Genomic DNA, 25,691 nt, shown 5'->3' with positions numbered 1-25,691 from the left:
CCGGAACAGCAGTACCAACTCACCGGACCCGCAGTACCGACAAGCCCTATCTGCCAGATGATCTGTAAGAGGAGTTCGGCCCCGCGTGGGCCGAGGTGGACTTAGCCGAACTCGTCGAGGCACAACAGGTCCAGCCGGGCGGAGCGGCCGACCACACGGGACAGTTGCCCGTCGTCGGCGGCTTCGACCAGGTCCTTGACCAGGGCCGCGGTGGTGACGTGCCGGGCTCGGCGTCCTTGCTTGGCTGCCGCGGTACCCAGTGCAATGAGCAGGTGGGCCTTTCCTGTTCCGGAAGTTGAACCTCCCCGGATCTGTCGGAGGGTTCCGATTTGACAAGGACGACTGGATCTCATGGCAGCACCACGAAAGCTCGACGCCGAGACCCGCGAGCGCGTGTTAGGGACGCCTTTCGGAAAGCAGGGTTCTGACGATCGGGTAGCGCGAGGATGAGCATCAGGTAGCGGTGGGAGGCGTCGTGTGCTCGTGTCGGTTCGACGCGTGGCAACCAGGCTGCGCGTGATTCCGAACAGGAGGCACGGTGACTGACTACCGATTGGTGATGTCGCTACTGCTGCAGAACAGGTCCTACCGGGACATCGAGGCGATCGCGGGCTGCTCGCACCGCACGATCGCCAAGGCGAAGAAGGTCTGCCGCGACCACGGGTTGACCGCCGCCGGCCAAGTCGAGGCGCTCAGCAGCGAGGAGATCGACGCCTTGTTCACCGACGGGCGCAAGACACCGTCGGAAGAGTTCGTCGCCTTCGACGTGGCCGCGACCGTGAAGAAGCGCACGGGCAAGAACAAGCTGCCGCTGCGGGTGCTGTGGGCCAACTACCTCGACACCGACGGATCGCCGGGGCAACGGCACTACAGTTATCAGCGGTTCTGCCAGATCGTCGGCGAATACGTCGAGGTCAACGAGCTGACGATGCGGATCACCCACGTTCCCGGGCACACGATGCAGGTCGACTGGGCGGGCACGAAGATGGCGATCTTCGACCCCGTCACCGGCACCAGGACCACGGTGTCGGTGTTCGTGGCCTCGCTGCCGTACTCGGGGATGGTCTTCGCCTGCGGCTGCCTGGACGAGAAGATGCCGAATTGGCTCGACGCGCATTTGCAGGCGTTCGAGTACTTCGGCGGCGCGGCGCAGGTGATCGTCCCGGACAACGCGTCAACGGCGTCGAATCAGATCACTCGTGGCGATCGGGCCCGGGAGGTCAACCGCGAGTATCGGGACTTTCTCGAGTACCACCACACCGCCGCGGTGCCGACGAGATCGGCGGCACCCCGCGACAAGGGCAACGTCGAAGCCGGAGTGAAGGTGGCGACGAACTGGGTGATCGGCCGGCTTGCCGATCGGCGCTTCGCCAGCCTGGACGACCTGAACGAGGCGATCGCCGCCGAGGTCGAGTCGATCAACGACCGGACCCCGTTTCGCGGCCAGAAGACCAGCCGCCGGGAGCTGTTCACCGAGCACGAGAAGTCGGAGCTGATCGCTTTGCCCGAGGCGCGGTGGCAGCCGGTCATCTGGAAGAAATCCAAGGTCAATCGGGATTACCACGTGGAGATCGCCACGGTGAAGTACTCGGTGCCCTACCCCTTCGCCGGCCAGCACGTCGATGTGAAGATCACCGGGCAGAGGTTGACGGTCATGGCGGGCGGGGAGGTCATCGCCTCCCACGCGGTCTCCGGTAAGCGCCACTCGTTCGTCACCGACCCTGACCACGTGCCCGCCCAGCATCTGCAGTCCTCGGACCTGTGGTCGAGGGCGTACTTCGTGCGCCAGGCCCACAAGATCGGACCGAACACCGTCGCCGCGATCAGTGAGGTCCTGGATCGCCAGCGGATCGAGGCGCAGGGCTACCGCTCGTGCCAGAACATCCTCGCCCTGGCCCGCGGCGACAACAAGATGCTGCTCGAGCGTGCCTGCGGCCAACTCGTCTCCGAGACTGCCCGCCGGGCGATCAGCTACACCGCCGTCAAGCAGCAGCTGGCAGCCCTGAGGGCCCAGGCCGCAGCCCGACCCACCACGACCGCGGCACCGCCGGCCACGACGACCCGGTTGGCACCGCCGCCAGGTCAGCGAGATACCACCGGGGCGCATCTGGCCGGACCCGAACAGTTCAGCCTCACCGCCCTCACAGGACGCCCGAGCACGAGCATCGGAACCTCGGGGCAGGAGGAGTCCCAGTGACTGATCGCCATCTCACCGACGCCGACATGCCGTTGTTCACGCAGCTGCGGATGACCGCGTTCGGACAGACCGTCATCGATCTGGCCAACGATCCCGCCTGCGACGAGTGGACCTTCTCCGAGAAGATCTTCCACGCCCTGGACAAAGAGATCACGGCCAGGCAGGAACGCCGGACCCAGAAACTACTCAAGGCCTCCAGATCGCCAAACCCTGACGCCTGCGTAGAAGAGATCCGCTACCTGCCTGACCGCAACGTCAACCGCGAGCTAATCGCACGTCTTTCCAGCTGTCAATGGATCGACGCCACTCGTAATCTCGTCGTGCTCGGCCAGTCCAGCGTGGGCAAGACCTACCTCGCCCAGGCGTTGCTCAACGCGGCGTGCCGAAAGTACTACACCGCGAGGTTCTTCCGGCTCGACGACCTGGCCAACCGGCTCGCCGTACTGGAGCCGACCTCGCAGCGCCGGCTGGACTTCCTAACCGACCTGCACAACTGCGACCTGCTCGTGCTGGACGACTTCCTGACCACCCCGGTGGCGCCGCACACCGCGGCGGAGCTGCTTAACATCCTGGCCGCCCGCGAAGGCCGCGGGTCGACTCTGGTGACCTCCCAGTTCGACCCGCCCGATTGGTACAAGTCGCTCCAAGACGCGGTCATCGCCGAGTCGATCCTTAACCGGATCGTCGCCGGCGCCGAGATCATCGCCCTCGACGGACCCAACATGCGACGACACCTCGCCGCAGCAACGCCGTAACGGTCCGGCGGTCGGACGGGCCGCTATCCGATGCCCGTCCGACCGCTACCCGATCATCAGAACCGCGCTTTCCGAAAGGCGTCCCAAACAAGCGCGCGGTCAGAATGTACCGCGAGCACCTGGCCAACGAGCAGTGCTCCCAGGTCGCCGCCCGCATCCATGTCGGTTCGATTCTGGGCGTGAACCGGCGACCCCTGCGGAAGTGGATCGAGGCGGGATAGATCCCCTCGTCATCGGAGTCGTCCCCTGAATCCGGGGAGCTCAAGCGCCTTAAGAGCGAGGACGCCGAGCTGCGGCGGGCAATTGCGATTCTCAGGACCGCGTCGGCGTTTCTCGCGGCGGCAAAGCCAGGTCGCTCACCTACCTGATCGGTGACTACATCGCCGTCCACTAGATTCGGTTCCCCGGCCGTGCAGACCTGCCGCGTGCGAAACGAGCACGGCATTGGAGATCTCCTCGAGCACCTGCTAGTCTCGCTCGGCCACTCCGTCCACGGCGGCCGAGCGGGATGTCGCCTATACCGCCACGAGGTGTTCTGACTGTTCCACGATCAGCGGGGCCTGCACGGGGTGCTCGAGTTGTGGCCCTGCCTACGTCGGCGGGGTCGCGAGATCGGCCGGGACCAGGTGGCCCGCCTGATGGGCATCTGCGGTATCACCGGAATTGCGCGAGGTAAGCGACGCACAATCACCACCGAGTCCGATCCCTCCGCGGACGGCCTCATGCCGATCTGATTGACCGGCAGCGGAGCACCTCTGCCCGGCCGGCTCAATGGTGGGTCGCCGACTTTAAATATGTATGGACGCTGGCCGGCTTCTGCTACGTCTCGTTCGTCGTGGACGTCTACTCCCGCCGCATACGAGGTTGGCTGGCATCCATGACCAAGCGCTCCGATCTGGTCCCGGCGGCGCTCGAGCAGGCGATACACACCCGTCGACGGGGTACGTTCGAATTCACCTCAACCGGACTCCTCCATCAAAGGGACGCCGGGTCCCAGTACGTCTCTCTAACCTTAACCGATGCGCTCCGCGCGGCCGGGTTGCAGGAGTCGATCCGCCGCGTCGGCGCCGCCCTCGACAACGTCCTGATGGAGTCCAAGATCGGGCAGTAAAAGACCGAACTGATCCTCGTGGAGACCGCCCGAAGCCGGACCGGTCGCAACGAGGTCGAGAGCGAAGGCGCGGACTGGGTTCGATGGTTCAACAACGAGTGCCTGCACTCCGCGATCGAATACCATCCACCCGTCCAACACGAAGAAATGTACCGTTCCAACCAGGCGATCAAACCTCGGGCCACATAATTCAGCACGACCCACCGAGAGGCCCGGTGCGGTTCACAATCTCTACTTCCTTGTGGGATCAGGCCTTGAAGGCTCCCAGGCAGGAAGGATAACCCTATATGTAACCAATGTCAGCGCCGCCAATATAACCAGCTTCAGCCCAGCACGAGAAACATAGGTGAACGTCCCGTTCCATGCAAGGTCCACTAGACCACTGGCGAGTACCAACAGCGCGGCGTAGACGGTTACTGGGACTTCTCGAGCCTCAGATAGTTTCATGAGGCCATCGAGGCCGATAATAATCGCGCCTATAAAGAACGGAGATAGAATCAACCCAGCCAAGCCGAACGAGTAATAGCTCTCCCCCCAGACTGACGCAGCATCTGACTGACCAAATTGTACTAGATGAGGCGTGAAGAGTTCCGCGAGTTCGGCGCCAAAGCCGACGGGCTTATTCGGCCAGAGCGCCCGAGGAATCCATACTACCGCAGACGCAAACAAGGTGCCCAGGCCCGCATACTCGATCATTCCGGACTGATCCCATTGAATTAACTGGGCAAATCGAATTAGAGGCGCAATTACGGAGGCAATGCCACTTCCCTCCGCATTCTCGACACCCCTGATATCGGCCGTATACTCCGCACGCCAAATGATCATGTAAGTCAGGACTGGAACGCTCAGAACAATAATCGCAAGCTTTACTCGCCTATCAGGCCAACGGGGTGCGTAACTCGCCGCCACGGCGATTCCGAGCGAACCGAGGACAAGGCGACCAAGCCCAGTAAACATAAACTCGGTATATAGCAAGAAGAAGGCCAGGCAGATCAACCCGGAAACTAGCGCGCTTATAGTGGATCTCGAGGCGCACACGGCAAACAAGACTAAGAGCGTGAACGCCAGTTCTCGGGTACCAAATGGCAGCGTTAGGCCGCTGGCCACCGCGCCGTAGAATAGAATATTTCCCAGAAAAAGAACCCACGTGGCTACTGTGAGACGATCGGAAGTTCGAAAAGAAGAACGTTCAAAGCTTGGCCGTGCCGTTAACGGAATAAGAATACCGAAGGTGACAACCTGGGACAAGAGCGCAGCCGAGCAGGCGAGGAGCAGGTAGTGGGATGGCACATCAAACGGTTCGTAGTACGAATAAAGGGCCGGAAAAAAGACAAAAAGAGCTGTACCGAAAGCGAAAATTGCGCCGGCCGAAATCCTATTGACGCCCTGTTGCCAAAATTGCACCGCGGAATGAAGTATGCCGACTACCCCAAGGCATGCAACGCCGGCGGCCTCTGAGACTGAATACGCGACAAAATGCGAGAATGCTAGCCCGATCAGCCATAGAATAATTGCACCGACGGAGGCCTCAACGAGCTTTCCATCTTTTCCATCTCTGAACTGTCCCGTCCCGTTTGTGCCGCGTACTCTCTTCGATTTAATCACGATCGCACCACCTAAGTTGTCACAGAGGTAACGTTTGCATGCTGAAGCTGTGTTCGGATACTTCCCCCGGCCAAGTCAGGTTTCGCGCTGACTTAGCTTCTCCTCCTTCAGGTGCTCGACCAAAAGGAAAGTGCACACTATGAAGAGGCCCAGGACGGCGTTTATTATCATGCACCAGGCCACAACAATGAAATTACCAAACTGTGGCGCAGCAATTGCGACCGCAAGCGTTCCCCCAGTGGAAATGACCCGGTTCACGGTAATGCCCAGATTTGCGCGGCGTGATCGAAGCACATTCACTAACACGCCGCGAACCCCTTGGATCGCGTATTCCAAACCCATTATCGGGAGTACCAGACTTGCAAGTTTCCAAGTGTCGCCCAGTAGCAACGATCCATAGCGATCGGGTAGCCACAACCCTACCGAGCCCATCACCAAGGCGATAGTGGCCAGACCGACTGAAAGCGGAATAAGTGAGCGAATCGAACGCGACACTGGGCCACCGTCTCTCACTAACTGCGGCACAAGGACCATCGCGACGCCAGAAACTAGAGTGTTGTAAGGGCCTAATATGGTTCCCGCACCTCGTATAGCTGCGACCTCCACGGTTCCTAGAAACAGCCCCAGTAAGCCGACATAGGTTACCGTGGTCAGAGCGAGAACAATCGAGTCGAAACTAAACGCCCTACGCTGTATAATATCCGCTCTTATCCAAGCGCAGAACCCCTTGAATCTAGGCTTGATTCCCAAACGCGGCCAAGCGATGACGATGGCCATAGCAGATCCAGCCCCCCAAAGACCCAGAACTTGGGGCGAGGTGATGACGTTTGTCGATACAGCTGTGCCGTAGATCGCCACCGAGACAATGAACCGGATACAATCCGACAGTAGGGCCGTGCCAGGGGTTTTAGCAGCGCTGCAAGAATACCGAAACGTGTCTTGGGCTAGTATGAACGGCATGCAGACTGCCGCGGCTAGCCAAATCTTTGAACCAGTTGCTAACCCAATCGCTGCAATAGCAAGTGCGAGTGTGGAACCTAAGATAAATGCCGCAGGTATCGCTCGAGAAATCTCTTCCCTAAGCAGGACTTCGTCATCTGAAGCTATAGAAATCATCATGCCGAAAACCCCACGACACGAGATAGTTGCTGCAGTTATCGCGGCAACCGCCATGGCCACTTCGCCGAACTCCGCCGCGCCGCCCACTTGCGCGCAAGCCAGTACGCCGATAACGTTCGCAAGGCTAGTCAGCCCCTGACTTGAGAAGCCCAAGATTGCGGGTGCGGATCTTGCCATTTTCACAGCTTCGACTCCTGGCCGATTGAACTAGTTGTATCAGGCAAGCCGTGGCCCGGATGGATTCACGGTATATTTAACGATCAACTAGGGAGCATCTCGAAGACTGACGGTGCAGTTGCTTTCTCCCGCCACTTCTCGTAAGCTTCTCCAGCTCGATGGCACCTATTCTTCAGCTGTAAACTGGATTGAGTCGCCCACTCGTCAACGACTCTTGCCCATTCTTCTGGAGTATTGTCGTATATTATAGACCCGCCACCCTGCTCTATCGTAGAGGTGAACGGGGTTACGTCAGCTGCAACCACCGGGCACGACGCCGACATGCTTTCTGCAACGGTGTGGCCAAAATTTTCATGGTAAGTCGGAAACAGGAATACATTGTAGGAGGAAAATGTTTCGCGGACCGCTTCATGCGGCAGATCGCCCCGGAACTGAACTCTCACGTTAGGGGGCAGTTTACCGGCCTCTTCGAGAACTCTCTTCTCATATCGGTTATCTTCAAACTGTCCGTAAATGTCGAATGATATTGTTTTCTTGGCAAACTGGAGCCCTTTCACCAATTCTAGCAATCCTTTCTTCTCTGCCAATCGGCCTACATATACGGCAGATAGCCTATTCTTTTGTTTTTCGGCCTTGTTCTCTGCGCTTCTAGCTGGAAGCTTCACCTCGTTCTGCCTCACGAAGACCTGAGCGCCGGGAAATTGGCGCTGAATTTCTTCTTTCTCGCGCACGCTTGAAGCGTGCCAGAAAACCGTATCGTAGATTGCGCTCTTCCTAGCCAGCATTAGGAACGCCTTTTTTTTGACCGCCCGTATTGATAATGCCCCATCCCCTAGCTCCCCGCGGGGAGCTATTAGTATCGTGTACTTTCTTCTCGAAAGTACCAATACAACTATCGGAATGATAGAGAACCACATCGAAAACAAGCTGTTAAGGTAGACGACGTCAGCAGGCGTCTTAAGAATTTCACGACACAATCTACGTCTGCCGCGCCACGATCGGGGGTTTGCGTAGTAAACGGCCACTCCGCCGACATCTGTCCACGACCCGCGCGGGACGGGAAGTGACTCCACAGAACCTAGGTCTCTGTCGCTAGTAAGGACGGAGATCTTCACTGAGTCGCGATGCTCAACCGCCATTGCCTCGATCGTTCGTATCGGCCCACCGCCTCGGAACGCCGGAACGTAGTACGCATTCAATGCCAGAACCCGTATCAACTGGTCTGATCCTTTCGACGACTCTAGTGCGATACATGATCACACCAGCGGCACAGCTTGGGGCTCAGAACGCCCCACGGCCGAGGGCGCGGTACTTCCAACCTGCGGCGCGCCAGCGCTCGGCGGGCATACAGTTGCGCCCGTCTAGTAGTACCCGTCCACGCGCCACTTCTGTGACCGCGAGCGGGTCCAGCTCGATGAACTCGGGCCATTCGGTGGCCACCAACACAACGTCCGCGCCCTCGCAGGCAGCCAGTGCAGTGTCGGCGTAGGCCAAGGTCGGGAACAGTGCGCGAGCATTTCCCAGGGCTTGCGGATCGTGAACCACCGCACTGGCGCCTTTTAGCGAGAGCATTCCCGCTACGTGCAGTGCCGGCGAGTCCCGCACGTCGTCCGAATGGGGCTTGAAGGCCGCGCCCAACACCGCGATGCTCTTGCCAATAAGTGTCCCTGCACACGCCTCGACAGTCACCTCGACCATTCGCTCGCGCCTGCGCATGTTGATCGAATCGACTTCACGGAGGAACGCCATCGCCTCGTCCGCGCCCAGCTCTCCGGCCCGCGCCATGAAGGCCCGGATGTCCTTGGGCAGACAGCCGCCACCGAAACCCAGCCCCGCGTTGAGGAATCGCCGCCCAATCCGCGGATCCATTCCGATCGCATCAGCCAGCACTGTCACGTCGGCGCCGGAAGCCTCACATACCTCCGAAACCGCATTGATGAAACTGATCTTGGTCGCCAGGAACGCGTTCGCTGCAACTTTGACTAACTCGGCCGTGGCCAAGTCCGTCACGACCACTGGGCACGGATTCGAGGCCAGGATCGGCGCGTACGCCTTCTCCAGCGCGACCCTGGCAAACCCTTGCGACCCCTCTCCGTCGGCCAGGCCGATGACGATCCGATCCGGGGTCAATGTGTCGGCCACGGCGAACCCCTCGCGCAAGAACTCCGGATTCCAAACCACCTCCACCCGCACGCCGTCGGGTGCGTGCGAGTCGGCGATTTCCTGCAGGCTAGATGCCGTGCCTACCGGCACCGTCGATTTGCCCACCACCACCGCGTCCGCAGACAGTAGAGGCGACAACCGCGCGATCACATCCTTTACATACGAAGTGTCCGCAGCAAACTCACCCTTACGCTGAGGAGTCCCAACCCCGATGAAGTGCAGATCGGCGAACTCGGCGGCCTCACCGTAGTCCATGGTAAACCGCAAGCGTCCTGAATTAACGTGCTGCATAAGGATCTCTGGAAGACCCGGCTCGTAAAACGGAACCTCACCGCGCCGCAGCCGCTCGATCTTGGTCTCATCTACATCGACCCCCAGAACCTCGTGGCCTAGCTCTGCCATACAGGCGGCATGTGTGGCACCCAAGTACCCGACCCCGAACACGGTCATTCGCAAACTAATCATCCTTGCAATACAGTGAATTACGAGACGTAGAACCGACTCGTTAAGGACAGTTTTTCACTCATAGGCATACTTGTTTAGCCACCATTTGACCTGATCTCCCGACAATTTCATCAGCTCGTCTTTCGCCGGTAGCCGGAGTGGCGACACCCTCACCCCCGAAAGCGCTTCGTGCTTTTCGCCAAAGATAGGGGATTCCGTGTCATCAAAAAGCTCTTCCGCCATCTTTTCGTTCTCCCGCAGACCGGTATAAACAATCTCCAAGTTTTTCCCAGACTGCTCTATCAGGGTCTTAGCAACGTCCGCAATCCGGACCGGCTCACCCATGTCTAGGACCATTGTCTCTCCGGTCGCGCCAACGACTGCCGCCTGCAAAACTAATTGACACGCCTCTGGAATTGTCATGAAAAATCGATTAACTTCCGGTGCAGTCACCGTTACTGGACCGCCGTCCTTAATCTGCTTTTCGAATACTGTCAGAACCGAGCCCCGTGAACCAAGCACATTTCCGAAACGAACGGAGACGAACTTCGCGTTTCTTACTTCGATTGCCTTCTGGGCCGTTAATCGTTCCGCTACTCTCTTACTCGTGCCAAGGGCCGAACAAGGATTTGCTGCCTTGTCTGTTGAGATATTGACAAACGTCTCGACTCCGCAGATTTCGGCAGCGTCCAGAAGGTTCTGCGTACCAAGCACGTTGGTCTTAAGGGCTTCAACTGGATAATGCTCCAACAAAGGCATGTGTTTGAGAGCAGCCGCGTGAAAGACGATCTGCGGTCGGCGTTTTGCAAAGATATCGGCGATCGCCTCAGGGTCACGAATCGACGCGAGAATCGTGTCTTCGCCATCGAGCATCGCCTGGTCTTGGATGGAGAGCTGCACTGCGTGCAGGCCGGATTCGTCCCGGTCGAGCATCATCAACTCCCCGGGCCGGAACCGCACGAGTTGGCGGCACAGTTCGGACCCAATGGACCCGCCGGCACCCGTCACCAGCACTCTTTTGCCGCGAATGTACTCAGCGATCTGGGTTTGGTTCAGCCGTGCCGGAGCCCTGCCGAGGAGATCAGTGACGTTGATGCTGCGAAGTTCGTCGGCAGCCACGCGGGCTCTCATCATCGAATCGATCGGGGGCAGCACGAGCACGTGTAGCCCTGCTTCTTCCGCTCGATTGCGGATGTCGACCAGTTCCTCTCCGGGCAGACTGGGGACTGCCACCAGAAGCGTCCCAGCCCCAAGTCTGTGCGCGAAGTGGGCGATATGTTCCCTCGTCCCGCGTACTCGGATTCCGTCGACGACCAGACCTTGTTTGGCGGGGTCATCATCCAGAATCGCCACAGGCCGGAATTTCGACACGGGGGACCGACGGAGCTGACCCACCAGTTGTCGGCCGCCGTCCCCGGCTCCGAACACCAACACGGGCTCGGCTCCTGCCGCGGCCCCGGCGCCGAAGAGTTCTTTGCGACGCACCAGCGACCTCAGAACCAGGGCGGCAAGGATCGTGAACGCCCCCGCGACAAGCGGTGTAGACCGTGGCACACCCTCGTACTCGCCGCTCAAGACGTGCCCGGCGAACACCAGGAGAGAAGCACCGGCGAACACCAGGATCAGAACGCTGGTCTCGAGCAGGCTCCCGGGAATGAAGCGCCCCCGGTAGAGGCCGACCAGCCACCCAGCCACCCAGCTCAGGGCCACTACCCCCAACAGCACCAGGTAGAACCGGGACATCTCGAGAGTCATAACTAGCTGATCGACCGAGAAGTCGTACCTCATCCACAGCGCGGCCATGAGCATGATCGCCCACAGCACGGCATCGATCGGCATCCAGGGGGAGAATGCCAATCTGCCGACGCCACCCACCGGGCGGCGGCGACCGATAAGCCTAGCGCTGCGAGTCATCTCCGGTCCTCGGTCCAGTTGCGCACACAGTCCACCAGGAAATCCATCACGCCTCCAGGGCGGAATCAGACTTGCCCGACGAGTAGTAATACGAATCGTAGTAGCCGCTCGCTCCCTTCTTGGCGGGCTTGTTCGCCACCGTCACGATGCCCAGCAGGGTGGAATCGGCCTTCTCCAGGTTGTCCACGGCTTGAATCAACTGATCGCCTGTCGTGCGATGCGTACGCACCACGAGCAGGGCCCCGTCAGCGATGCGGGCGAGAAGTGCACCGTCGGTCACAGGTAGCAGCGGCGGAGAGTCGATGATCACGTAGTCATATACGTCTCGAAGATCTTGCAGCAGCTTCCGCGCCATCTCCGAAGCAATGAGCTCCGAGGGATTGGGCGGCAGCGGTCCACAGGCCAGTAGGTCCACACCCTCGTGTCGCGTTTCTTGGACCACGTCCGCAAAGTCTGCTTGGCCGGAGAGAATGTTGGTGAGGCCCACTCTGTCCGGCATGGACATGTAGCTGACCACCAGCGGCCTTCGCAGGTCCGCCTCGATCAGGAGAACTCTGTTTCCCGCCTCGGCGAGAGCGAGTGAGAGGTTGATCGCGGTCTCGGACTTTCCCTCCATAGCCACCGAGGAGGTGAGCACGATGACGCGCGGGGGGTGGTCGACGTTGAGGAACTGGAGGTTGGTTCGCAGTCGACGGAAACTCTCGGCTGCCGGGGAATGCCCCTCGCGGAAGGGCACGATGTGCTCAGCCCCTCCCTCCTTGTCCTCGTTCTTACGGAACGGGATCGACCCGACCACTGGCGTGCCGGCGAGCTCTTCGATGTGTTCCTTGGTCTTCACCCGGCGATCAAGGGCGTTGACGAGGAGGGCCAGCCCCACTCCCGCCAGCAGGCCCAGTACGAGGCCGATCGCCACGTTCTGCTCGGTGTTCGGCGCCACTGGGGAGGACGGCAGCGCGGGGGGGTTGACCACGGTGAGCTTGGCCAGCGCTGGGCCACCGCCATCGGGAATTTCCAGGCGGTTGATGGCCTCGGGAAGGACCTCGCCGTATCCCTGAGCCATTCGGAGGGCTCGATCGGGATCGGTATCGGTCACAGAAACGTCGAGAAGTACTGTCCTGTTACCGGCGGATGCTGTCGCTGCCCGGGCGACGGCCGCCGCACTGAGATCCACTCCCGAGGCGTCCACAACCTCCTGAGCGATGTCGGAACTCTTAACCAGCTCCGCGTAGGACTGGACGCGCTGCTGGGCACCCAGAGATCCCTGGTAGGCCGCAGAGGCGGAATCGCCCGCGGAGACCGTGACGTAGAACTGGACCCTCGACTGGTACGTAGGCGTCGTCAGCAAGCTCAGCCCCAGTGCGAGCAGCCCTCCAACGAGTGTGGCTGCCACGATCACGATCCAGCGGGCTCGCAGTACGGACAACAGGTCCCGCAGATCCACTCCAGGGTCCTTTCCTCGACGCAGTGACAGTCGTGACCCAGCTCAACTGACGCGACTCGGGCCAACCGCTGACACTACTTTGCTGAGGCAGTGCTCAGCATCCTTCGTTCACAGGATAAACATGGCTTCACCAACGACGCGCTTCGTGGGCGATCGCTCCTCCCTCAATGCGACCTCAGATCAGCTCCGTAGTCTCACTCTTGTGAGACGTCGACCCCGCCGCCGCCGAGCAACGCTTGTTGCCACGACACTCTTTGTGCTGGTAGCGGCGGTGGCGGGCCTCTCCGCCGGCAGCGCGGTACTCCACCCGCGAGTCGACTCGCCCGACCGGGTGGACGCAATCGTCGTGGTCGCGGGGGCTAACGACGACCGATATGTGTACGCCCGTCATCTTGCCGAGGAGGGCGTAACAGACCGGATACTTGTCTCCCGCCCACCCAGTTCCACCGGGGCCTACGCAGGCCTTCTCGACGCCTACTGCGCCTCAACTCCAGTCCGCACCAGGGACGGGCGCGACATCGACATCGAATGCTTTGCACCCGACGTCGACACCACCGAGGGCGAGACCACCGCGGCCACCCGCATCGCCCGCGAACGGGGGTGGAATTCGCTCCTCGTGGTGACGTACTGGGGCCACGTGTCGCGAGTCCGGATCTATTTCGAGCAGTGTTTCGACGGCTCCGTGTACGTCACCGACACTCCCCGACCGCTGTCGAAGTCGCGCAAGAACGCTCTCTTGCACGAGACCGGCGGGTACGTGAAGGCGCTCGTGTCGCCCGCCTGCTGACCCTGTCAGTAGGGTGGGAATCTGCTGATAAAAGGCGAATCGCCAGCGGCCGTGGAGGGGGGTCCGACGGCCGCCAGCGACTCTGTCGCACGATGCACGTCCGCGACCGGGGGTGGTCAGCGTAGACCGCGCATCGAGGCGCAGTCGGCGGCAACGTGAGGGGGGTCAGTGTTGCCTCCGACTGAGAACCACTATAGGAACCCCACGCGCACTCCACAACCGTCAGCTAACGGCCGACAGCCCCGGTCAGGCGGATTCCCTCTTGTGCTTCGTGCGTCACCTCTCGGCCAAGAACCAGCGACTCCCCCACGGACTGCACATACGGGTACTCGTCGCCGAACAGAAGCTGATCGGCCTTGGCCCGCCGGAAGTAGTGGTGCAGCGGATGCTCCCAGGTGAATCCGATTCCGCCGTGCACCTGGATCGCCTCCTCCGCTGCCGTCATCGCCGCTCGCGAGGCCAGCACGCGCGCCGCCGCGGCGCGGACGGCCAGTTCTGTCCCTCCCGGCTCGGCAGTACCTGACTCGTCACAACCCCGCTCGGCGCCATTCGACGCGTCGAGCACCGTGACCTCAGCCAGCTCGATGGCCACGAGGAGGTCGACGAGCTTGTGCTTGATCCCCTGGAAGGAGCCGATGGTCCGCCCGAACTGCTGACGCGTCCCGGCGTACTCCACCGCCATCTCCAGGCACCGCCGCGCGAGGCCCACCTGCTCCGCTGCCAGGGCGATGAGGACGCGTGAGCGCACCTCCTCGAGACGCGACGCGACATCCGGTCCCGAGATGCGGCGCGCCGTCGCCCCGTCGAACTCGACGGTCGCGAGCTGGCGCGTGCCGTCCAGTTGCTCGCCGACCGACCGCCGCACGCCGGGCGCCGAACCCTCGACCAGGGCGAGTTCGGTGCCGTCGGGGCCGTGTGTGACGACGACGAGGAGTTCCGCGCTCTCCCCGTCCACGACCGCGTGCTGTACCCCCGTCAGGCTCAGTTCCCGCTCCCCCGCGACCTCACCGCGGATGGCCGAGGTGACGATCCCCGGCCCGCAGACCAGGGCGGCGGTCCGCGCGCCCGACACGATCCCGGGCAGGAGCTCGGCGCGCGTGTCCCGGTCAGCGGCGTCGAGCAGCGCCAGGCCGGCCATGACCACCGACGAGAAGTACGGTGCCGAACCGAGCACGCGGCCGAGACCCGTCATGACCACGGTCAGGTCCCGGAACGTGCCGTCGGCGCCACCCGTGGCCTCGGGGAACGGGATCTCGGTGAGCCCGAGCTCACGGATCGACGGCCACGCGTCGTGCCCGGGCTCGATCCCCGACCACACATCATCGAGCGTCTCGGCCAGGTCCTTCTGTTCTGTGCTGAGGTTGATGGGCATGTCCGCCTCCTACCGGGGCTCGCGCGGCAGTCCGAGCCCGCGCTCACCGATGATGTTCCGCTGGATCTCGTCCGAACCGCCGGCGATCCGATAGCCCGGGGCGCCCAGCAGATGCTGGGTCCAGGCGAACGTGTCCGCCTCGCCGGTGTCAGCGAGGATCCGGTGGCCGAGGAACGACGCCGCCGCGTCCCCCACCCGCTTGAGGTTCTGGGTCCACACGAGCTTCCCTATCGACCCCTCGACGCCCGGCACCGCGCCGGCCTGTTCCAGCTCGGCGTACCGGGCGACCAGCAGGGCCTGGGCGCGCTCGTAGAGGTGGGATTCCGCGATCCGTCCGCGGACCTCCGGTGCCCCGGTGATGCCCAGCGAGGTCGCCAGCCGGATGAGGTCGGCCGTGTTGCCGCCGGCATCGACGATCCCCGCGCTGGACTGACGCTCGAAGCCGAGGGTGGTCAGCGCGACCCGCCAGCCGTCGCCCACCTCGCCCACCCGGTACTCGTCCGGCAGCACGACGTCGGTGAGGAACACCTCGTTGAACGTCGATCCGCCCGACATCTGCCGGATCGGTCGCACCTCGACGCCCTCGAGGTCCATGGGGACCATGAACGCCGTCATGCCCTTGTGCTTGGGTGCGGCCGGGTCCGACCGGGCGATGAGCAGACCCCACTCGGAGAACTGCGCGCCCGAGCTCCACACCTTCTGGCCGTTGACGCGCCAGCTCTCCCCGTCGCGGACAGCGCGCGTGGAGAGCCCCGCGAGGTCCGATCCCGCGCCCGGTTCCGAGAACAGCTGGCAGCACAGCTCGTCCGTGCGGAGGAACGGGCGGATGAACCGCTCCTGCTGCCAGTCGCTGCCCAGCTCGAGGAGTGTCGGCGCCACCAGCTCGACCGTGACGAGGATGTTCTCGTGCCGCTCCGGGGTGAGGTACTCACGCTCCACGCCCGCGTAGATCCGCTCGTGGCTCGCGGTCAGCCCCCGGCCGCCCCACTGCGGGGCCCACGTCATGGCGCCGAAGCCGGCGTCCACCCGCTCGGCCTGCCACGCGCGTCCCTCATCGATCAGGGCTCGCTCGTCCTCGTGGCCGAGGTTGTGAAAGATCGAGTACTTCGGGGCCTGCTCTGCCGCGTCCCGCCGGGGCAGGCGGGAGTCGAGCCAGGCGCGACTCGCGGCCTCGAACGCCCTCAGGTCCTCGGCGCCGTCCTGCCCAGTCTCCGCGGGGATCACTGTCGCCGTCATGTGGTCACTCCCTTCATCGCCGCGAGCCGCTGCTCGACGGCGGCCGTGGAATCCGGATGTTCGGAGAGCCGGACGGTGTAGGACTGCTCGAGCTCGTACCCGCTCCGGATATCCATCCCCTCGCACCCGTTGAGCGACTGTTTGGCGAGCGTCAGGGCATACCTGCTCCTGCTCGCGATCACCTCGGCGCGCTCGAGCGCCCTGTCCCTCAGCTCGGCATGGGGCACGATCTCGATCGGCGCACCCCAGCTCCGGAACGTCGCGGCGTCCACGGCCTCGGCGGTGAAGAACATCCTGCGCATGGCCTGCTCGGGAAGCATCCGCGCGGTGAACCGGCCTCCGCCGAGGACCCCGACCTGCATCTCGGGCAGTCCGAAGGTCGCGCGGTCCGAGGCCACCACGAGGTCGGCACTGGCCGTCAGCCCCATCCCACTGCCCAGTGCCGGACCGTTGACCGCCGCGATCACCGGCAGCCTGCACTCCATCACGGCAAAGAAGGCGCGGCGGGCGTCACGCATGGCGGCATCGCCGTTCCCGCCGTCCATCGTCCGGAACTCGTTCAGGTCGTTGCCGGCGCAGAAGACCCTCCCACGGCCGGTGAGGATCACCGCGCGGTACGACTCGTCATCGGAGAGCGCGTCGAAGGTCTCGGCGATCCTGCGGTAGGCGTGACCGTCGAGCGCGTTGACCTTGCCGCGCGTCAACTCGACCAGCGCGATGCCCTCGCGGACCTCGGTGACCGTCACCGGATCCGCGACCGCGGTCCTCGTCGTCGTGCTAGTCGGTGCCATCTCTCTCACCTCTCGTGGACGGCCACGAGACTCGTGGCCGCCATCTGCTCGGGGGCGGTGGATCTGTCCCGCGTGAAGTCACGGAGGGCAAACTTCTGGATCTTCCCGCTGGCCGTCTTGGGCAGGGCGTCCACCACGAACACGCTCTCGGGGACCTTCTGCACGGCGACCCCCCGGTCCACGAGGAACTGCCGCGCCTCCTCCAGCGTCAGGTCGGCCCGGTCACGGGTGACGACGAAGGCGCAGCCCCGCTCCCCGGTGACGGGATCCGGGCCGGCGACCACGGCGACCTCGACGACCAGCGGATGCTCGCTGAGCTGGTTCTCCACGTCGTGTGTGCTGATCTTCTCGCCGGAGCGATTGATGATGTCCTTGATGCGCCCGACGATGTGGATGCCGCCGCGCTCGTCGAAGCGGGCGAGGTCGCCGGTGCGGAAGAACCCGGCCTCGGTGAAGGCGTCGTGGTTGAGCGCGGCGTCGAGGTAGCCGAGGAAGGTGTCCGGGCCCCGCCACAGGACCTCGCCGACCTGACCGGTCTCCACTGCTCGGCCGGCCTCGTCGGCGATGACCACCTCCGTCGGCGCCAACACCCGGCCGTCCGAGTACTTGCGCAGCTCCGGGCCGTCGGCCAGGTTTGCCGAGGTCACCGAGGGCCCCTCGGTCGCGCCGTACATCCGGGTGATCGTCCCGAGCCGCTCGTCCGCCTCCGTGACGAGCGCATCCGGGATGTCCGCTCCCCCACAGATGATGTAGCGGATCGACGGCGTCTCGAGGCCGGAGTCCCGCGCGGCGTCCAGCAGGCCGCGAAGGAACGGGGTCGCGAAGATCATGAAGCTCGCCCGCTCGGTCCGGATCTGCCGCAGGGCCTTCTGCGAGTCCCACACATCCTGGAGGACCACCGGCGCACCGAGCAGGAACGGGAGCGTCAGGGCGCAGTTCACGCCGGTGATGTGGGTGACCGGCGAGGGGTTGAAGATGACGTCCTGAGCGGTGAGCCCGAACGTGTCGATCATCGACCGGTTCTCGAAGACCAGCGTGTTGTGGCTGTGCAGCGCACCCTTGGGGTCGGCGGTGGTGCCCGAGGTGTAGAGCAGGAGGCAGACGTCGTCCGGGTCGGGCGACGGCAGGGCGTGCACCCGGTCCACCTGATCGTCCGTGACCGAGTCGAGCAGGGAGGCCAGCGTCTCGACGCCCTCGCGCCGGTCGGAATCGGTGGTGATGACAAGCTCGAGATCGGGCAGGTCCGGGGCGAGCCCCCGATACATCTCCGCGTAGTCGAACCCCCGGTGGACGCCCGGGATGATCGCCACCCTCGACCGCGCCTGCGTGGCGATGAACGTCACCTCGCGCTCGCGGTAGATCGGGACGATCGGGTTCACCACCGCGCCGATCCGGTGCAGCGCGTGGTAGACGACCACCGCCTCGGTGCAGTTGGGGAGTTGGAAGGAGACCACGTCTCCCGACCGCACCCCGCGCTCGATGAGCGCTGCGGCCAGACGCATCGCGTCCCGGTTGACCTCGGAGAACGACACCCGTCGGTCGCCGTCCACCACCGCGGTGCGCTCGCCCCAGAGGCGGGCCGCACGGTCCAGGTAGTGGTCCAGTGGCCGGTCCTGCCAGTGGCCCGCCGCGCGGAACGCGGCCACGCTGCGGTCGTCGGGCAATCGGGTGGGTCGCATATCTCCTCCTTCGCGAAATGCTTGCCGAATCGGATCGTGTCCCTCTACAGTAACCCACGTCTCCCTAAATATGCACATGTTTTGCCAGGCGACGACTCCCCCAATCCCCCTCACCGAGAAGGTGATTCACTTGACACAAGCTCAGCCCACGAAGCGACGGTCCGTTGCGGCCGCAGGTATCGGAACCGTGGTCGAGTACTACGACCTGACCGTCTACGCCTACCTCGCCGTCGTCGTCAGCCCGCTGTTCTTCCCGAGCGACGACCCCACCGCGTCCCTTCTCGCCAGCCTGGCCGTGTTCGCCTCGGCCTACCTCATGCGACCGATCGGCGGACTGTTCTTCGGGCGCCTGGGCGACCGCTACGGCCGCAAGCGCGCCCTGCTCGTCTCCGTGATCCTCATGGGCGTCGCCACCCTGATCATGGCGTTCCTCCCCACCTACGCGGCGGTCGGCGTCCTCGCCCCGACCTTGCTCGTCATCGCCCGTCTGGCCCAGGGGTTCTCCGCAGGTGGCGAGCTCGGCGGGGCGCTGACCTACGTCTACGAGATCGTCGGGCCCCGGCGTCGCGGACTGGGCGGATCCATCGTCGCGCTCGGCTCCAACACCGGCTTCGCCCTCGCCGCGATCGTCGTGGCCACCACCTCTGCCCTCACCTCCGATGTCCAGATGACGAGCTGGGGCTGGCGGATCCCCTTCATCGCCGGACTGCCCCTGCTCCTGCTGTGCCTCTGGCTCCGGTCGCGCATCGAGGACACCCCCGAGTTCGAGGAGGCCGCCGCCTCCGCCGATCTGGCCAAGTCCCCGTTCAAGGAACTCCTCGCCAGCCAGCCGTTCCAGGTCCTGCAGGTCTTCGGTCTGGGCATCGCCCAGAACGCCACCGGCTACATGGTGCTCACCTACATCGGCATCCACCTCGTCCGCGAGGGCGGATACAGCCAGACCGCGGTCACGTGGACCGCTGCCGGCGTGATCGTGTTCGTGGCCTCCCTCATGCCGATCGCAGGCCTCCTCGTCGACCGCTTCGGCAGCCGCACCATGCTCACCATCGGCCTGCTGTGGGCGGCCGTGTTCGCCTACCCCGCGATGTCGTTGATGACCGGGAACGGGCTCGCCGTCGCCGGACTGGCATTCGCCTTCTTCGCCGTGTGCACGCCGCTCATCCAGGTCAGCACGGCCCCCGTGTTCCCCGAGCTGTTCGACTCCCGGGTTCGCCTCACCGGGGTGGCACTGGGCTTCAACCTCGCGACCGTGGTGGCCGGTGGAACCGCGGCGTACATCGCGACCTGGCTCATCGACCGGACCGGCGACCCCCTGTCACCCGCCTACTTCCTCATCGGAGCGAGCATCATCGGCGGACTGACCCTCCTCACGATCCGAGGGGCGCTGTACAAGGCGTCCGATCTCCCCGAGGTCGACGAGGAGCGCCCCGAGATGGCACCGGCCCACTAGCACCATCAGCACTCCGCGCGCCCGATACGCTGGAGAGCGATGAGCCCCCGAGGATCCGACACCCCCCACCCGCGCGGGCGCAAACTGTCCGCGCGGGTGGGCAACCTCATCGCCGAGAAGATCTTCTCCGGCGGCCTCGTGGAGGGGCATCGTCTCCCCACCGAGAAGGAAATGGTCGAGGAGTACGACGTCGGGCGTACCACTGTCCGGGAGGCACTCCGGCTACTCGAGAGCCGCGACCTGGTGACGGTCAAAGCCGGCATCGGTGGCGGCCCCATCGCCACGATTCCGCAGCTCGAGTCGCTGGGCCAGACGATGAAGCTGTTCTTCCAGATCAACGGCGCGACCATCAGCGACGTGATCGACGTCCGGCTCATGCTCGAGCCGATCGTCGCGCGCGCCGCCGCGGGCACCGTCACCGACCACCAGATCGACGTCATGCAGGGTGCCCTCGACCGAATCCTCGAAGACCCTCACGACCACGACGCCTTCCAGCTCAACAATGCGCTCTTCCAACGCACGGTCTACGACGCGGTCGGCAACCCCGCACTGAAGATCGTCATGGAGACCCTGTGGCTCCTCGTCCGCGACGCCGAGCCGAGTGAACACCCCCTCGCCACCAGGCTGGAGGCGGCCGAACTCCAGTCCGACCTGCTCGACGCGATGCGCCGCCGCGACCCGGACGCGGCCGAAGCCGCCATGCAGGTGTTCGTCGAGCGCTCCGCCCGGTACTACCGCCGCTACCTGGCCGACGTGATCTCCCAGCCCGTGAAGTGGGAGTTGTAGAGGCCGGGGAGTGGGGCTACGCGCTCTTCTTGGCCGGCGCCTTCTTCGCAGTGCTCTTCCTGGCCGAGGAACTCTTTGAGGTCGACTTCTTAGCGGGCTCCTTCTTGGCAGTCGACTTCTTCGCTGCGGCCTTCTTGGCGGGCTCCTTCTTCGTTGCCGTCTTCTTGGCCGAGCTCGAGCTGCTCTTCTTTGCGGACGACGTCTTCTGCGAGTCGGAGTCCTCGTCGTCGTCATCGTCGTCGCTGGCGTCGGCCTTGCCGCCGCGGTCCTTCACGCTCGCGCGCAGGGCGGCGAGCAGGTCGGCCACCTCGTCGTCGCCGTCGTCGTCGCTAGCCTCCTCGCGCTCCTCCACGGTGAACGCCTCCCCGCCGGCGGCCTTGGCCTCGATGAGCTCCTTGAGCTGGTTCTGGTAGTCGTCCTCGTACTTCTCGGGCTCAAAATCCGCGGCCATGGTCTCGATCAGCGAGGCCGCCATCTTGACCTCCTGCGGCCGGACCTTGGCCTCCTTGTCCAGGCCCTCCAGGATCGCCGGGCGGATCTCATCCGGCCACAGCAGCGTCTGCAGCATCAGCACGTCCTTGTAGACCCGCAACGCACACAACCGGGTGCGGTTACGCAGCGTGAACGTGCAGATCGCCAACCGGTCCGTGGACTCCAGCGCCTCCCGCATCAACACATACGCCCGGTTGGAGCGTGACGCCGGCTCCAGGAAGTAGGCGTTGTCAAAGGCCACCGGATCCACCTGGTCGGCCGGGACGAACTCCGTCACCTCGATCTCGTGGTTCTGTTCCACCGGCAGCGACGCCAACTCATCTTTGGTGAGGATCACCGTCTCGCCGTCGTCGGACTCGTACGCCTTGGCGATGTCGGAGTACTCGACCTCCTCGCCGTTGTCGTCCCGCACCCGCTTGTAGCGGATCCGCACCCCGTCCTTCTTGTCCACCTGCCGCGCGCGCAGATCGTGGTCCTCGGTCGCCGAATACACCTTGACCGGCACGTTCACCAGACCAAAGGAGACCTCGCCCTTCCAGATGGATCGCATGGGGAGAGTATGCGCCAGACGGGCGGGTGGCGCTTCCGAAAAGTCGCGGCTTGGCAGCTGCCGTGTGCGGTTAGAGCGCAGGAGAGCCCTCCGGCCACTTAGGTTCGCACTACAGTCGGGCATAAGCCGAGCGACTCGGGCGTCGAAGCTTCAAGCCGCGAGTCGCACGGCACACTTACTTGGTCCTCAGGCCGCTTTCGCACCGCGCACCCGGGCCTTACGGAAGCGTGAACCTCAACCACGAAGGAGAAACGCCATGAACGACGCGCCAGATGGACGGCCTCAAGAGAGTGTTCAGGGGTCTGGCCATTTCAATAAATCGGTAGACTCGCTTGATGTACCACCCCCTCCGGTTACGAACGATCCTCCCGCAACGCCGCCGGACGAAAAAAACAGCGGAAGTGGAGCAGCCACTACGCTTTTTGACGATTTCCCGGACTAATTATGGCGCCGACGTCGTGGCTCACTCTCGCGTTTTTCTTCGCATTCTTTGCGCCAGGGATTTTCTTTGACCTTCTTCGCAACAAGAAGCTTCCCAATCGCGATGAATCGATAGCCCGTGAGTCAACCCGCGCAATTCTAGTATCCACGTGGTGCTCAGCTGTTTCCATCGCAATCGTGGCTATTATCGTCGCAATAGTCCGAGCGCTGAACCAGGAGCTCCTGCCGAGCCCGAGGGAAACCCTAGGTGCCGATAAGGGCTTTATCCTCGACAATTTTGTTGCTCTAGCGCCGCTTTCCGCCTCCTTCGTAGTATTCTCCCTCATTACCTCCTGCCTGACTTACAAGATTGCGTACCGCAATGAACCGGGCAGAATCAGCCAGCAATCGACATGGACCAAAGCGTTTAGAGGGGACGCCCCTGAAGGGTCATATCCACTGGTGCGCGTTAAGATGACCAGCGGCACAGGTTGGACTGGCCGCATTGCCCATTTCTCTCCTGACCTGAGTCGAGATGATCGAGAACTAGTTCTTGCACCGCCTCTATCAACCAAGAGCGGGGATAATGTCCGCGAATTGGCAAACTGGGGCCGAGTCATCCTGCCCGGCGATCAAATCGAGTCAATTTCCGTGCAATACAAGCTCAAGTCCGCCCAACACCCGGATCCTTAAGACCCTGCGGAGGCAAGAACTGGTGCGCAAGATGACGATGCAGGTTTGAGCTGGTGGCGGCGGCGACGCCGGAGGACCTGAACGTCAACAGATTGCAGAGTGTGAGATTCTGGATGCGCCTCAGACCTCACAGCCCGAACTATTCTCGGTGTGGCACCTGTTCCCCCAAGTGATTCTAACTCAGGACGCGACCGCTTGATTGGCTGCGCGAACCCTCTAGCGTGTCTAGCCAATGTGGGATCACAGCATTCGCGCGCAACCCTCGGCGAGATGTCAGGCGAAGGACGTCGCGCTCGGAGTAGTGAGCTAACCGCAACGGGGCTCGGGGCAGCCGGACCAGGCGCCCCCGGCCGGTCCGGGCGCACCTGGAATGCTGGTCCCCGTGCCCGCCGACGTCGCTCCGCTCCTGCTGATCGTCGCGGCGGCGGCCGTCATCCTGGGCACGGTCCTGCAGCGGGTCAGCGGGATGGGGGTCGGACTGGTGGTGGCGCCCACCCTCGCGCTGCTCCTCGGGCCCGTCGCCGGGGTGCTGCTGACCAACCTCACCACCACCGTCTCCGCCGTGCTCATCGGCATCACGCTGCGCCACGACATCGACTGGCAGCGGTACATCCGCCTCGCGCCCCTGATCGTCGTGGGGTCCGTCCCCGGCGCACTCCTGGTGGGCGCCGCCGACCGCAGCTCGCTCGAGGTGATCATCGGGACCGTCCTACTGGCCACCCTCCTCACCACGGCCCTCGTGCGCATCCCGCCGGTGAGCGGCGCCATCCCCGCCGCGATGGCCGGCACCGCCGGGGGATTCCTCAACACCGCCGTGGGCGTGGCCGCGCCCGCGATGCTCGTCTACGCGCAGGCGACCAACTGGCAGCAGCGCTCCTTTGCCGCGACCCTGCAGCCGATCTTCTTCACGATGGGTTTGACCTCGGTCATCACGAAGGTCGGCCTGGGCGCCGCGCCGATCTCCGGACTGCCGCCGCTGCCGGTGATCGGACTCGTGGTGGCCATGGTGCCGATCGGCCTCCTCGTCGGCGGACTCGTCGCGCGGCGGGTCACCGCGGAGGCCGGTCGCAAGGTCGCCGTGGTGGTGGTGACCGCCGGCGCCCTGCTACTCCTGGCGCGCGGGGTCGGGGGCATGGCCGGGCTGTTCTAGGCGGGGCCTTCTAGTCGGGCCCATCCAGGCGGTGGCTCAGCAGGTGATAGCCCAGCAAGTGATAACTCAGCGCCTTGCCGTGGCCGTCTAGCACCGGCGACCCGGTCACCCCGCCCCCCAGCGCGCCGGGCAGGACGAACACCAGGGCACGCACCCCGGGCAGCAGCCGCCGCACCACGGGCCCGGTGAGGTCCAGCGCGTAGTGGGCGGCCACGGCCTCCGCGGTCAAGGCGCCCGCGAGCAGGTCGTACGCGCCCTGATCCCGGGCCAGGACGTCGAGGATGAGGGTGTCCCCCTTGTCCCCGGTGCGGACGTCGGCGTAGCTGTCGACGGTGCTCATCAGGCCTCCTCGATGCTGACGTGGGTGTGGACCAGGGCGCGGGGCAGGGTGCAGGAGCGGATGGCCAGCACCTCCTGCACGTGCTTCCGGGCGCCACCGCCGGCGGCCGGGCCGTTGGTGTACAGCGACTCGACCTCCCAGCCCACCGCCTCGGCGGCGATCCGGTCCGGGACGCGGGCCGCCACCCGCAACCGCACCTCGACCGGGTCGCCGGCCTCGGCCAGACCTCGGAAGGCGGCTCCGGCGCCGATCAGTTCCACCAGCACGGACTGCTCGTCCAGACCGTGGACGTCGACCAGGCGGCGGCGCACGATGTCCGCGGCCAGCTCGGCGCGGTCCAGGGCGCGGGGCCCGGCGTAGCTGATCTGCCCCTCCCCCAGCCAGCCACCGCGAAAGCCCAGGGTGACCTTGAGCTCGTCCGGTCGCGCCGTCCCGTCGCCGCCGGTGACCTGCACGCGGTCGGGGCCGACCTGGTCGAGAGTCACGCCGGAGAAATCCGCGACGACGTCGGGGGTGACGTAGGCCGAGGGGTCGCCCACCTCGTACAGCAGCTGCTCGGTCACGGTGCGGGTGTCGATGAGCCCCCCGGAGCCCGGCAGCTTGGACAGCACGGCTTGGCCGTCGGCGGCCACGTCCGCGAACGGGAAACCCAGACGATCCAGGCCGGGGACGGGCTTGGTGACGGGGTCGGCGAAGTACCCGCCCGTCAGCTGGCCCGCGCACTCCAGCAGGTGCCCCACCACGGTCCCCTGGCCGAGCAGAGTGGGGTCCCCGGCCAGGTCCCAGCCGTGCTCGTGGGCTATGGCACCCAGGTAGAGCGCGGGATCGGCCAGGCGGCCGGCGATCACCACGTCGGCGCCCCCGGCCAGCGCCTCGGCGACCGGCGCGGCCCCCAGATAGGCGTTGGCGGAGACCACCTCGTCGGACTCGGCCGACAGCGGCCGGCCGGTCTCCCACAGGACGGGGTCGGTGCGGCGCACGGCGTCGAGCACGTCGTCGCCGCTGATCACCCCCACCCG

Annotated in this window: 21 protein-coding genes and 1 pseudogene; 8 read left to right on the top strand and 14 right to left on the bottom strand. The window is 64.0% G+C overall.

What is annotated here, in order from left to right; genetic code table 11:
* Window positions 1-101: 101 nt before the first annotated feature.
* Window positions 102-353, bottom strand: coding sequence for an ATP-binding protein (locus IY392_RS03570; protein ID WP_228548971.1), 252 nt, complete (start codon window positions 351-353; stop codon window positions 102-104).
* A 185-nt stretch (window positions 354-538) separates the two neighbouring features.
* On the opposite strand from IY392_RS03570, the gene istA reads away from it, so the two are divergent.
* From istA to IY392_RS19670, 3 genes and pseudogenes are all read left to right on the top strand, one after another.
* Window positions 539-2,197, top strand: a complete 1,659-nt coding sequence (gene istA / locus IY392_RS03565) for an IS21 family transposase (RefSeq protein ID WP_231750299.1) — start codon at window positions 539-541, stop codon at window positions 2,195-2,197.
* Window positions 2,194-2,952: an ATP-binding protein gene (locus tag IY392_RS03560; protein ID WP_095719429.1), complete on the top strand. Its 759-nt coding sequence runs from the start codon at window positions 2,194-2,196 to the stop codon at window positions 2,950-2,952. Before istA ends, IY392_RS03560 begins: the two co-directional genes overlap by 4 nt.
* A gap of 104 nt (window positions 2,953-3,056) precedes the next feature.
* Window positions 3,057-4,252 (top strand): annotated as a pseudogene (locus tag IY392_RS19670) (IS3 family transposase).
* A gap of 42 nt (window positions 4,253-4,294) precedes the next feature.
* Here the strand turns inward: IY392_RS19670 and IY392_RS03545 are convergent.
* From IY392_RS03545 to IY392_RS03520, 6 genes are all read right to left on the bottom strand, one after another.
* Complete coding sequence (locus IY392_RS03545; protein ID WP_194860513.1) at window positions 4,295-5,668, bottom strand: hypothetical protein; 1,374 nt, start codon at window positions 5,666-5,668, stop codon at window positions 4,295-4,297.
* 75 nt (window positions 5,669-5,743) lie between these two features.
* Complete coding sequence (locus IY392_RS03540; RefSeq protein WP_194860512.1) at window positions 5,744-6,964, bottom strand: hypothetical protein; 1,221 nt, start codon at window positions 6,962-6,964, stop codon at window positions 5,744-5,746.
* A gap of 83 nt (window positions 6,965-7,047) precedes the next feature.
* On the bottom strand, window positions 7,048-8,079 hold the full coding sequence (locus IY392_RS03535) for a glycosyltransferase (protein WP_194860511.1): 1,032 nt from the start codon (window positions 8,077-8,079) through the stop codon (window positions 7,048-7,050).
* A gap of 166 nt (window positions 8,080-8,245) precedes the next feature.
* The gene (locus IY392_RS03530) at window positions 8,246-9,583 is read right to left on the bottom strand and encodes a UDP-glucose/GDP-mannose dehydrogenase family protein (protein WP_228548970.1); all 1,338 of its coding nucleotides are present in this window, start codon (window positions 9,581-9,583) and stop codon (window positions 8,246-8,248) included.
* A gap of 63 nt (window positions 9,584-9,646) precedes the next feature.
* Window positions 9,647-11,410: a nucleoside-diphosphate sugar epimerase/dehydratase gene (locus tag IY392_RS03525; protein ID WP_194860510.1), complete on the bottom strand. Its 1,764-nt coding sequence runs from the start codon at window positions 11,408-11,410 to the stop codon at window positions 9,647-9,649.
* A gap of 121 nt (window positions 11,411-11,531) precedes the next feature.
* On the bottom strand, window positions 11,532-12,926 hold the full coding sequence (locus IY392_RS03520; RefSeq protein ID WP_194860509.1) for a polysaccharide biosynthesis tyrosine autokinase: 1,395 nt from the start codon (window positions 12,924-12,926) through the stop codon (window positions 11,532-11,534).
* Between the two features lie 331 nt (window positions 12,927-13,257).
* Here IY392_RS03520 and IY392_RS03515 point away from each other — a divergent pair, with 331 nt between their 5' ends.
* Window positions 13,258-13,713: an ElyC/SanA/YdcF family protein gene (locus IY392_RS03515; protein ID WP_309233994.1), complete on the top strand. Its 456-nt coding sequence runs from the start codon at window positions 13,258-13,260 to the stop codon at window positions 13,711-13,713.
* Window positions 13,714-13,939: 226 nt separating this feature from the next.
* On the opposite strand, the gene IY392_RS03510 is transcribed toward IY392_RS03515, so the two are convergent.
* Genes IY392_RS03510 through IY392_RS03495 form a run of 4 tightly spaced genes read right to left on the bottom strand, consistent with a single transcriptional unit; the run spans window position 13,940 to window position 18,791 of the window.
* Window positions 13,940-15,085, bottom strand: a complete 1,146-nt coding sequence (locus IY392_RS03510; RefSeq protein ID WP_194860507.1) for an acyl-CoA dehydrogenase family protein — start codon at window positions 15,083-15,085, stop codon at window positions 13,940-13,942.
* Between the two features lie 9 nt (window positions 15,086-15,094).
* A complete protein-coding gene (locus IY392_RS03505) occupies window positions 15,095-16,321 on the bottom strand; it encodes an acyl-CoA dehydrogenase family protein (protein WP_194860506.1) in 1,227 nt (408 codons plus the stop codon).
* On the bottom strand, window positions 16,318-17,112 hold the full coding sequence (locus tag IY392_RS03500) for an enoyl-CoA hydratase-related protein (protein ID WP_194860505.1): 795 nt from the start codon (window positions 17,110-17,112) through the stop codon (window positions 16,318-16,320). Before IY392_RS03500 ends, IY392_RS03505 begins: the two co-directional genes overlap by 4 nt.
* A 5-nt stretch (window positions 17,113-17,117) precedes the next feature.
* Window positions 17,118-18,791, bottom strand: a complete 1,674-nt coding sequence (locus IY392_RS03495) for an AMP-binding protein (protein WP_194860504.1) — start codon at window positions 18,789-18,791, stop codon at window positions 17,118-17,120.
* Between the two features lie 187 nt (window positions 18,792-18,978).
* Between IY392_RS03495 and IY392_RS03490 the strand changes: the two genes are divergently transcribed.
* Window positions 18,979-20,241 (top strand): MFS transporter, encoded by a 1,263-nt coding sequence (locus tag IY392_RS03490; RefSeq protein ID WP_309233993.1) that lies wholly within the window; start codon window positions 18,979-18,981, stop codon window positions 20,239-20,241.
* Between the two features lie 39 nt (window positions 20,242-20,280).
* The gene (locus IY392_RS03485) at window positions 20,281-21,027 is read left to right on the top strand and encodes a FadR/GntR family transcriptional regulator (protein ID WP_194860503.1); all 747 of its coding nucleotides are present in this window, start codon (window positions 20,281-20,283) and stop codon (window positions 21,025-21,027) included.
* A 16-nt stretch (window positions 21,028-21,043) separates the two neighbouring features.
* On the opposite strand, the gene IY392_RS03480 is transcribed toward IY392_RS03485, so the two are convergent.
* Window positions 21,044-22,069, bottom strand: coding sequence for a Ku protein (locus tag IY392_RS03480; protein ID WP_194860502.1), 1,026 nt, complete (start codon window positions 22,067-22,069; stop codon window positions 21,044-21,046).
* A 444-nt stretch (window positions 22,070-22,513) separates the two neighbouring features.
* Between IY392_RS03480 and IY392_RS03475 the strand changes: the two genes are divergently transcribed.
* Together IY392_RS03475 and IY392_RS03470 are read left to right on the top strand one after the other, a co-directional pair.
* Complete coding sequence (locus IY392_RS03475; RefSeq protein ID WP_194860501.1) at window positions 22,514-23,182, top strand: DUF6338 family protein; 669 nt, start codon at window positions 22,514-22,516, stop codon at window positions 23,180-23,182.
* A 382-nt stretch (window positions 23,183-23,564) separates the two neighbouring features.
* The gene (locus tag IY392_RS03470) at window positions 23,565-24,332 is read left to right on the top strand and encodes a sulfite exporter TauE/SafE family protein (RefSeq protein WP_309233992.1); all 768 of its coding nucleotides are present in this window, start codon (window positions 23,565-23,567) and stop codon (window positions 24,330-24,332) included.
* Between the two features lie 10 nt (window positions 24,333-24,342).
* Here the strand turns inward: IY392_RS03470 and IY392_RS03465 are convergent, their stop codons facing one another.
* Together IY392_RS03465 and IY392_RS03460 are read right to left on the bottom strand one after the other, a co-directional pair.
* The gene (locus tag IY392_RS03465; RefSeq protein WP_194860499.1) at window positions 24,343-24,672 is read right to left on the bottom strand and encodes a hypothetical protein; all 330 of its coding nucleotides are present in this window, start codon (window positions 24,670-24,672) and stop codon (window positions 24,343-24,345) included.
* Window positions 24,672-25,691: acyclic terpene utilization AtuA family protein (locus IY392_RS03460; RefSeq protein WP_194860498.1), on the bottom strand; the 1,020-nt coding region annotated here is incomplete at its 5' end. The genes IY392_RS03465 and IY392_RS03460, both read right to left, overlap by 1 nt.

Origin of the sequence: Dietzia sp. SYD-A1 (assembly GCF_015356725.1) — a bacterium.
Lineage (GTDB): Bacteria > Actinomycetota > Actinomycetes > Mycobacteriales > Mycobacteriaceae > Dietzia.
This window is presented reverse-complemented; position numbering and strand designations above follow the sequence as displayed.

What these genes read in the sequence shown, in the direction of transcription:
- IY392_RS03570 (WP_228548971.1), bottom strand. Translation starts at nt 353, where the DNA reads ATGAGATCCAGTCGTCCTTGTCAAATCGGAACCCTCCGACAGATCCGG.
- IY392_RS03540 (WP_194860512.1), bottom strand. Translation starts at nt 6,964, where the DNA reads ATGGCAAGATCCGCACCCGCAATCTTGGGCTTCTCAAGTCAGGGGCTG.
- IY392_RS03525 (WP_194860510.1), bottom strand. Translation starts at nt 11,410, where the DNA reads ATGCCGATCGATGCCGTGCTGTGGGCGATCATGCTCATGGCCGCGCTG.
- IY392_RS03510 (WP_194860507.1), bottom strand. Translation starts at nt 15,085, where the DNA reads ATGCCCATCAACCTCAGCACAGAACAGAAGGACCTGGCCGAGACGCTC.
- IY392_RS03505 (WP_194860506.1), bottom strand. Translation starts at nt 16,321, where the DNA reads ATGACGGCGACAGTGATCCCCGCGGAGACTGGGCAGGACGGCGCCGAG.
- IY392_RS03500 (WP_194860505.1), bottom strand. Translation starts at nt 17,112, where the DNA reads ATGGCACCGACTAGCACGACGACGAGGACCGCGGTCGCGGATCCGGTG.
- IY392_RS03495 (WP_194860504.1), bottom strand. Translation starts at nt 18,791, where the DNA reads ATGCGACCCACCCGATTGCCCGACGACCGCAGCGTGGCCGCGTTCCGC.
- IY392_RS03485 (WP_194860503.1), top strand. Translation starts at nt 20,281, where the DNA reads ATGAGCCCCCGAGGATCCGACACCCCCCACCCGCGCGGGCGCAAACTG.
- IY392_RS03480 (WP_194860502.1), bottom strand. Translation starts at nt 22,069, where the DNA reads ATGCGATCCATCTGGAAGGGCGAGGTCTCCTTTGGTCTGGTGAACGTG.
- IY392_RS03475 (WP_194860501.1), top strand. Translation starts at nt 22,514, where the DNA reads ATGGCGCCGACGTCGTGGCTCACTCTCGCGTTTTTCTTCGCATTCTTT.
- IY392_RS03465 (WP_194860499.1), bottom strand. Translation starts at nt 24,672, where the DNA reads ATGAGCACCGTCGACAGCTACGCCGACGTCCGCACCGGGGACAAGGGG.